At 62.0% G+C, this 734-nt stretch carries 1 pseudogene; it reads right to left on the bottom strand.

From position 1 onward, the window contains the following. Positions 1-124: 124 nt before the first annotated feature. A pseudogene (locus VQ042_RS25755) lies at positions 125-260 on the bottom strand (IS5/IS1182 family transposase); the annotation flags it as partial. Positions 261-734 lie beyond the last annotated feature (474 nt).

Below are 734 nucleotides of genomic sequence, written 5' to 3'. Positions count from 1 at the left end.
GATGATCTCTGGCGCGCTGTCGGCGATATCTGCGCCCTCTTCACATCCGACGAATGCTGGAATTATTTCAAAGCTGCAGGCTGCGTTGCAGATTAATCGCCCGACGCTCTAAACGCCGCTGCTGATGGCGCTTGCGTTCTTTGATCTTCTTGCCCGCGTCGTAACCGCAAACGCCGCCGCTTTCGGTGATTTTGACACGCTGTTGTCGATCATGCCGGCTGTCGGACTCGCCTCCCGCGCTCTTCCAGTTCACGAGCGCGAATCAGCAGAAGGCCGTTGATTGTCGAAAGCGGGGCGCTGTCGCGCCAGTAGTTGCGCTCGTTTCGCAAATCGGCGAGGTTCTGGCGGTCGCATCTTCTGCCAGGTCGCCTGCCGCCCTCCCCGCCGCGCCTGCTGACGTGGTGGCGCGATAGCCAGCGTTATCGCACCCTCAGCAGCGCGGCTCTCAAATGGGTCGCGCGCCCTCGCCCGAGGGTCAAGCTAATGCCGCGCCCGCCGGAACGGTAAAAAGCCGAACACCAGACGAGACGTCCTTCGGTCAGGCGTCGGGGCGATGCTGAAACACAACCACGGCCGGGAACGGGAGGACGGCTCGCCGCGGACGGGAACTGATGGAAACGACGTAAGCGGTGGGCGACGGACATTGCCTTTTGGGCTTGACCGGTCCTGAGGGAGGTCTGCGGCCTTCGAGGCGCAAGGTCGCCTTCGAGTGCAACAAAGTTTGCAACGTTTGT

It is taken from the genome of Aurantimonas sp. A2-1-M11 (assembly GCF_036549475.1).
Taxonomy (GTDB): Bacteria; Pseudomonadota; Alphaproteobacteria; order Rhizobiales; family Rhizobiaceae; genus Aurantimonas.
This window is presented reverse-complemented; position numbering and strand designations above follow the sequence as displayed.